8 protein-coding genes are annotated in these 5,919 nt (G+C 42.1%); 6 read left to right on the top strand and 2 right to left on the bottom strand.

Annotation, left to right across the window (positions count from 1 at the left end; genetic code table 11):
* The 4 genes from ACUVJL_RS24680 to ACUVJL_RS24665 all read left to right on the top strand — a co-directional run.
* Window positions 1–519 (top strand): hypothetical protein (locus ACUVJL_RS24680; protein ID WP_445248249.1); only part of this gene is annotated, 519 nt, incomplete at its 5' end.
* A gap of 32 nt (window positions 520–551) precedes the next feature.
* Window positions 552–1,559 carry a hypothetical protein gene (locus tag ACUVJL_RS24675; RefSeq protein WP_445248248.1) on the top strand — a complete coding sequence of 336 codons (1,008 nt, stop codon included), beginning with the start codon at window positions 552–554 and terminating at the stop codon, window positions 1,557–1,559.
* A gap of 7 nt (window positions 1,560–1,566) precedes the next feature.
* The gene (locus tag ACUVJL_RS24670; RefSeq protein ID WP_445248247.1) at window positions 1,567–1,767 is read left to right on the top strand and encodes a hypothetical protein; all 201 of its coding nucleotides are present in this window, start codon (window positions 1,567–1,569) and stop codon (window positions 1,765–1,767) included.
* A gap of 35 nt (window positions 1,768–1,802) precedes the next feature.
* Window positions 1,803–2,552: a hypothetical protein gene (locus ACUVJL_RS24665; RefSeq protein ID WP_445248246.1), complete on the top strand. Its 750-nt coding sequence runs from the start codon at window positions 1,803–1,805 to the stop codon at window positions 2,550–2,552.
* A gap of 71 nt (window positions 2,553–2,623) precedes the next feature.
* Here ACUVJL_RS24665 and ACUVJL_RS24660 read toward each other — a convergent pair whose 3' ends face one another.
* Both ACUVJL_RS24660 and ACUVJL_RS24655 read right to left on the bottom strand, forming a co-directional pair.
* Complete coding sequence (locus ACUVJL_RS24660; protein WP_445248245.1) at window positions 2,624–3,265, bottom strand: hypothetical protein; 642 nt, start codon at window positions 3,263–3,265, stop codon at window positions 2,624–2,626.
* Entirely contained in the window at window positions 3,265–3,927 is a 663-nt protein-coding gene (locus ACUVJL_RS24655; RefSeq protein WP_445248244.1) for a hypothetical protein, read from the bottom strand. The genes ACUVJL_RS24660 and ACUVJL_RS24655 overlap by 1 nt, the downstream gene beginning before the upstream one ends.
* A gap of 272 nt (window positions 3,928–4,199) precedes the next feature.
* Between ACUVJL_RS24655 and ACUVJL_RS24650 the strand changes: the two genes are divergently transcribed.
* Window positions 4,200–5,555 carry a hypothetical protein gene (locus ACUVJL_RS24650; RefSeq protein WP_445248243.1) on the top strand — a complete coding sequence of 452 codons (1,356 nt, stop codon included), beginning with the start codon at window positions 4,200–4,202 and terminating at the stop codon, window positions 5,553–5,555.
* A 118-nt stretch (window positions 5,556–5,673) separates the two neighbouring features.
* A partial coding sequence (locus ACUVJL_RS24645) for a hypothetical protein (RefSeq protein ID WP_445248242.1) occupies window positions 5,674–5,919 on the top strand: 246 nt, incomplete at its 3' end.

Below are 5,919 nucleotides of genomic sequence, written 5' to 3'. Positions count from 1 at the left end.
ATGCGTGATGGTGTGATGCAAACTATCAGCGCATCGGGTGGTGGTAAGCATATATATGTAGACATTGAAGGAAGCTGGATAAGTGATCGACAACCAATTAAACAGCAATTTTGGGTTATTAAACAAGAAGGAAACGAATTTGTAATTGCTGATAGTAAAGGGATCTATAAAACAGGAGTAATGGGACAAATCGCTACAAATCGACTTGTACCTAAACCAGGCGAAGCTGCTCAGTATCAAATTATTGGTGTTGATTTTGGAGAAGAGGAAATTAACCCGAAGCTACAACAATTAATTCAACCTAACTCTTTAATATTTTTAAGTGGGACATTGACAATCGATTCTCCTGAAGAAGTCAAGCTCAGCTTAAATCCAAAGCAGTTACAAACTATTACAATAGTCGGTAACACTATTCAGATAGAATCTTGTCCGATTCAATGGGCAATGCACAAACTTAATTATCAATTTGGAAGTGGTTCGCTAAAGGTTCAAATTGTTTCACCTCCACCTAAATTATGAAGGATTTTATAAATCAATCAGCAATAATAGGAATGTTAAGCTTCAGTGCTTATCAGTTTGTCGGTTCATCCAAACCGCCAGCGGTAACCGCGCAACAGTCGCCGATCACACAAGTTACAGCGCCAGTTACAGCACCGCAGCAGCAAGGACGTTTACACAAAATGACGTTGCAAATCAGTGAGCCGAACGATTTAAAAGTTAAAATCGGTGACCATATTTCTGCTGCTCAAATTGTGGCTGACCAAGACAACGAAAGGAAGCGATTAAATCTAAGAAAGGAAGAGCTACAACTCGCTATTAAGCGAATTGAAAATCAGAAAATATCACTCCCACAAAAAGCAACAGATCCAAGCAAGCCAAAGCCGGCACCGCCAATGATGCCACTTCCTGATATTTCTTATCAGCAGTATGAGGCTATGATAGAAAAGGCTAATAACGAAGCTAAGCAGCAGGAAGAAATAATTAACTTGAAGCGGCGAGAACTTGATTATTTGAAAGGAATCGCCGGCTTAGACTCGGCTATAATTGAACATGAGATTAATAAACTGTCAATCCTTGAAAATAAACTTAAATCTGATAAAACAGAAATTGATTTAGAAGTTGGTAAACTTTTATCAGCAAAGGAAAAGAGGAAGCAGGATGAATATCAACATCAACTAAATCTCGCTCACCGAATAGAAGAAGAAAATCAAGCTTTTAGTTTTTATCAAAAACAAATCGCTGAGAATCAGACAAACTATCAGCGAGCAATCTCAACTTTTGAGAAAGAGTCGAGAGATAAAGATTATCAATTTACTCAATTAAAAATTCAACTTTCAGCAGTTGAAGATTCGATCGCACATCTAGCAGTTATTAGGAGCCCTTACAATGGAAAAATTCGCCGCATCAAATTTACTGGCCAAATTGACAATAAGCTTGGTGTTGAAATTAGTATTATTACCGACGGCAGCGGAAGCACAACTTCCTCTGCCCCGACTAACAGTCCCACAACCTCCAGCAACCCGATCGTCCCCAGTGGTACCACCACCACCAGCGATTAACATCTCTGTGCCACAGATCCAGGCGCAAGATGAACCCGAAAAAGAACCTGCTGAACCAGACGAGGAAAAAGAGCCGGCAGAACCTGATGAACCGTCAGAAGTAGATGAACCCGCAGAACCTGGAGATGATGAAGGAGGAACTGATGCGATCGCCCCAAAGCCACGAATCCGCTCAATCCGCCCAATTTCAACGACATTGATAAATTAATTCAAATTCAAATTAATGAGGATACTTGGCGATCAATGATATCGCCGTTGCCTTGTTTGGATACGTCGAGTGCCTGTGTTCAGCAATTGCAAGGGTTAGCTGTTTCTAACTCTCCGATTAATAGCAAGATTGGAGAGTCAATCGAAACGATTGAAGAAAAAATTAACGAAGCGACTGCATCAAATAAGCAATCAATTCAACTAGCTATTTTTGAGCCAGCCCTACAATATTTCCTCAGACAAAATAGCGCCCCTGTTGCTACTGGACAAAGCACTGGACAAACTGGACAAACAGCCACAACGCAGAGCGGGGGCGGGTTTATCAACAATGTGCTTAGCATTTTTACTCGTCCTGTTGGGTTGGTGAACGATCTGCTTAATGTAATCGGTTTACCACTATTTCGTTCCTTTAGTGGAGGGAACCAGGAGCAGAAACAGGCAGCGATCGCCATATCAGATTTGAGAGTGAAAGTTGAGGAACTTCGTAAATCAAAAGAAGAAATCGCAATTAAAACCCGCGATTCTGTACTATTCTCTGTGCTAGAGTTCGACGTGCGATCGCGCGAATTTCAGATCCAACAGGCAATTGCTAAGCGTGAAATACAACGGTTTGAATTATATAAAGTTGGATATCGCTTCGGACAAAGTTCTACAGAGGCTTATCTTGCACAACAATCGAGTTTAGACAAGCAAAAAGCATCTGTGCTACGCGAATGGGCGCAAATGCGATCGCAGCTTGAAAAAATTAAGCTGATTGTGCTGGCCAATAAAGATGAGGAAGAATAATTAATTTAAAAGATGTAATCGCAGTTCAAAGACAATTGCAATAAATAATATTTATGCAACAATTATATTTTTTATTGTCTTTGATACAGAGTTCCACGATAACAAATTGGCATTGCTGCCGTTGTTGTAGTTGGGATTGTGATGTCTGGTCCATAGGAGCCATTAACTATGTAGCTTAAAGCTCCGTTAAAGTTGAGCGCAGTCATCGGCCATTTGTCAGAATTTTTGATTAAAATTCTCCCACACTTGTCAACTTTGCCTAATCTAAAATTAGGCAAATCACCTGAAACTAATATGGCACCGGGACTGGGCGCAACAACATAAACTTTGTCCGAGCTTTGAACATATCGATAAATTCCTGCATTAATCCAGGAATATGCAGCATTGGGAGCGCCATTGACACAAGGCAATCCAGGCAATGCCGGAGGCGAATTTACGGATAAGCTTAATAGAACTCCGCCAACTTTAATCCAATCGTCAAATGCAAATAATGATGTCTTTTTGATTGTCAGGATATTGCAAGCTGACGTTATGAAATTTTTTGAATCAAAAACTTGTGGATAGTAGATTTTAATTAAAGTTCCTGCCGCCAAACCAGTACCAGTAACAATGATGTTATTTAATGCGTCCCGGTTGGCTACTGGTTGTGCGATCGCACTTTGAGGAAAGACGATCGCAGCAAATGCTATCAATGCTGCGATTACTTTTTTCATTAGTTTGCAGGAATGTAAGTAAACGAAGCTGTACCTACCTTTCTACAGATCATGGGTTTAGTTACAGCGGGAAGTGCAGCGAGAGTGTAATTAGTCGTGCCAATGGAAAAATTAGTCATTGGTCGCGATGGGGAGGTTGTTATACGGAGGAAGCCGCAAGCATTAACTTTTGTCGTTACCGCCCCCGCTGTAGTCACGTTGATAATTGCAGCTCCGGCGGTAGTGCCACCCTTAATCCAAATTTTTGAGCCGTCGTCAACTACAGTTCCTACAGCTCCGTTATTGCTGCTAGTGTAAGCGGTTGCCGGGGCCACTGGAGCCGTGCAAGTCACGGCCGCACCGCTGGTTTTTCCCGCCCAGTTAACAGTTATCCCACTCCCCGTGATTAAAGTTGGAGGAGCAGTCGTAGATTTTGTGAAGCTTCCCCAGCCACAGTTGTTGAGCGTTAGCGTCCTGGGACTGGCCGCCTTGGGGGTTGTAAGGCCGACTACCGGAACGCCTACTGGACGGTTAGGAATAAAAACGTAAGTTTTTCCGGCAGCAGTATCATTCCATTTATGAGGATTGGTAAAGGATGCAGCAGTTTGCGCGATCGCGGATAAAGGAGCTAGGGCAATCGCACTCAAACCAATTCCCGCAAAAAACTTTTGTAGAAGATTCATGGCTTCTCTTTTATAAGGTGAAAGATTTTACACGCACCTTTTCTTGCTTGTCAATACCTCATCGCAATTTTAGAATATTTTTATTTCATAAAAGCGCACCCGGGTGCGCTTCTTTCAGAGAATAAGTAGATAAATCAACAGCAAGCAGTGCCTTAAAATAGCTTTGATTATGTTAAGAAATAAAACAATACAGAATAAAATATTGTAAAGTGTGATAGCACTACAGTAGTAACATATATTTCTAACTTTTATCTTAATACTGAGGTGTTTCTATGGCGATCGAACTTTCAAATCTAACGTTTACAGACGAGGATGATATTGTACCTGTGTCTGGAATAGAGGAAATACTCAATACAGGTCTCACTAATACTCTTGCTGGCAACGACAGTATCACTGGTATCGGCAGCCTAGGTGATTGGTGGGAGAATTCTGATCCTGAGGCTGGTAGAGGCATTTACAACAGAATAGGAACTATTGAAACTGGAAATGGTAACGACATAATTACTGGCATTGGTGCCTGGGGAATCCAAAGCTTGTCTGGTACCATAAATACTGGTGATGATAACGACACAATCATGGGTGCTGTTGTTGTTGGCGGTCCTCCTAGGACCGGGTTCGGTATATGGATGACCGACAGCACTCTCGATACTGGAAAGGGCAATGACGTAATTAAGGGTAGGTTATCGAACGGTAATTTCGGTTATGGTCTCTTAAACGGAAACGGCAGCACTTTAACTACCGGTGATGGTAACGACATAATAATTGGTGAGCACGATCGTTATGGCGCGGGTATTTCCAACGAGGGACTTATGGATACTGGCAATGGCAATGACAGTATCAGTGGTACTAACCCCGACGTCGAGGTCACCGGCTCGGGCATTCACAATTCTAAAGACATTACCACTGGTGATGGCGAGGACTATATTAGTGGTACTTGCTACTTCCATGGCATCATCAACAGCGGTATCATTAATACTGATAATGGCGCAGACACCATCTTTGGTAGTGGATGGTATGGAGATGGCATCATCAACAGCGGTATCATTAATACTGGTAACGGTCCAGACTTCATGGAGTCCTTGGGAGACCTTTCTAACACGGGTAATGTCTTTTTAGGAGAGGGTAACGACTCGCTCAGTGCCCAATCAGGCGACAGCATCAGAAATTCCAATTTTATTGGGACTGGTGATGGTAACGACATAATTACTACCTATGTTATTTACAACTATGGTGTTATTGAGACCGGTAATGGTGATGACTCTATCTTTGGTCATAACATTTATAACAACGGCGGTGCAATTAATATGGGTGATGGTAACGACTCCCTCATTGCTTATGGAGGTTTTCAATCGGGCTTAAATAACAGTGGCAACGTGTTTTTAGGAGAGGGTGATGACTATATCGAGGGTTATGGTAGTGGTGAGTTTTTTGGTGGAAGCGGTAATGACACATTAGAATTAAATTCAGGACCTTATACCGTTGAAATATGGGGCAGCGGGGGCGAATCGGTGATTTTCACCCAAGGTAGCCAACTCATGATAACTTCCGAATTTGAAAAACTAAAAGCTGGTAACACACTCTATGATTTCACCAGTTTGACTGCGGGTCAGATAATTACTGTCGCCTAGCAGTCTATTTGGAAGTAGGGGACAGTTAGCTATGAGAAAGTTTTGCTGTCCTAAAACATTCTTTATTTTTTACTAATAACGCTATCCTCCAACATAATCAATTTAATTACCCGTTTTTGTGAAAATATTAAAACTTATCAACGCCTTACCAATAATCGCAATTGGTGCACTCGTCTGGTACAGCTTGCAAGCACCAAAAACGTCCCGCGAGACGCTTTCAATACCACAAAGTCAATCTGCAAGTATTCAAATTCCCAATGGGGAGCCCGATCCTGATGAGGCAGCAAACTTACCAGAGTATGAAGTTATCCCAGGCTCGGTACACGACGGAGACACGCTGCGGGTTCGATCGTCCAAAGGTGAA

Origin of the sequence: Microcoleus sp. OTE_8_concoct_300 (assembly GCF_031383065.1) — a bacterium.
Lineage (GTDB): Bacteria > Cyanobacteriota > Cyanobacteriia > Cyanobacteriales > Microcoleaceae > Microcoleus.
Note: the sequence above shows the minus strand (reverse complement) of the source record. Positions and strands in the feature narration are given on the sequence as shown.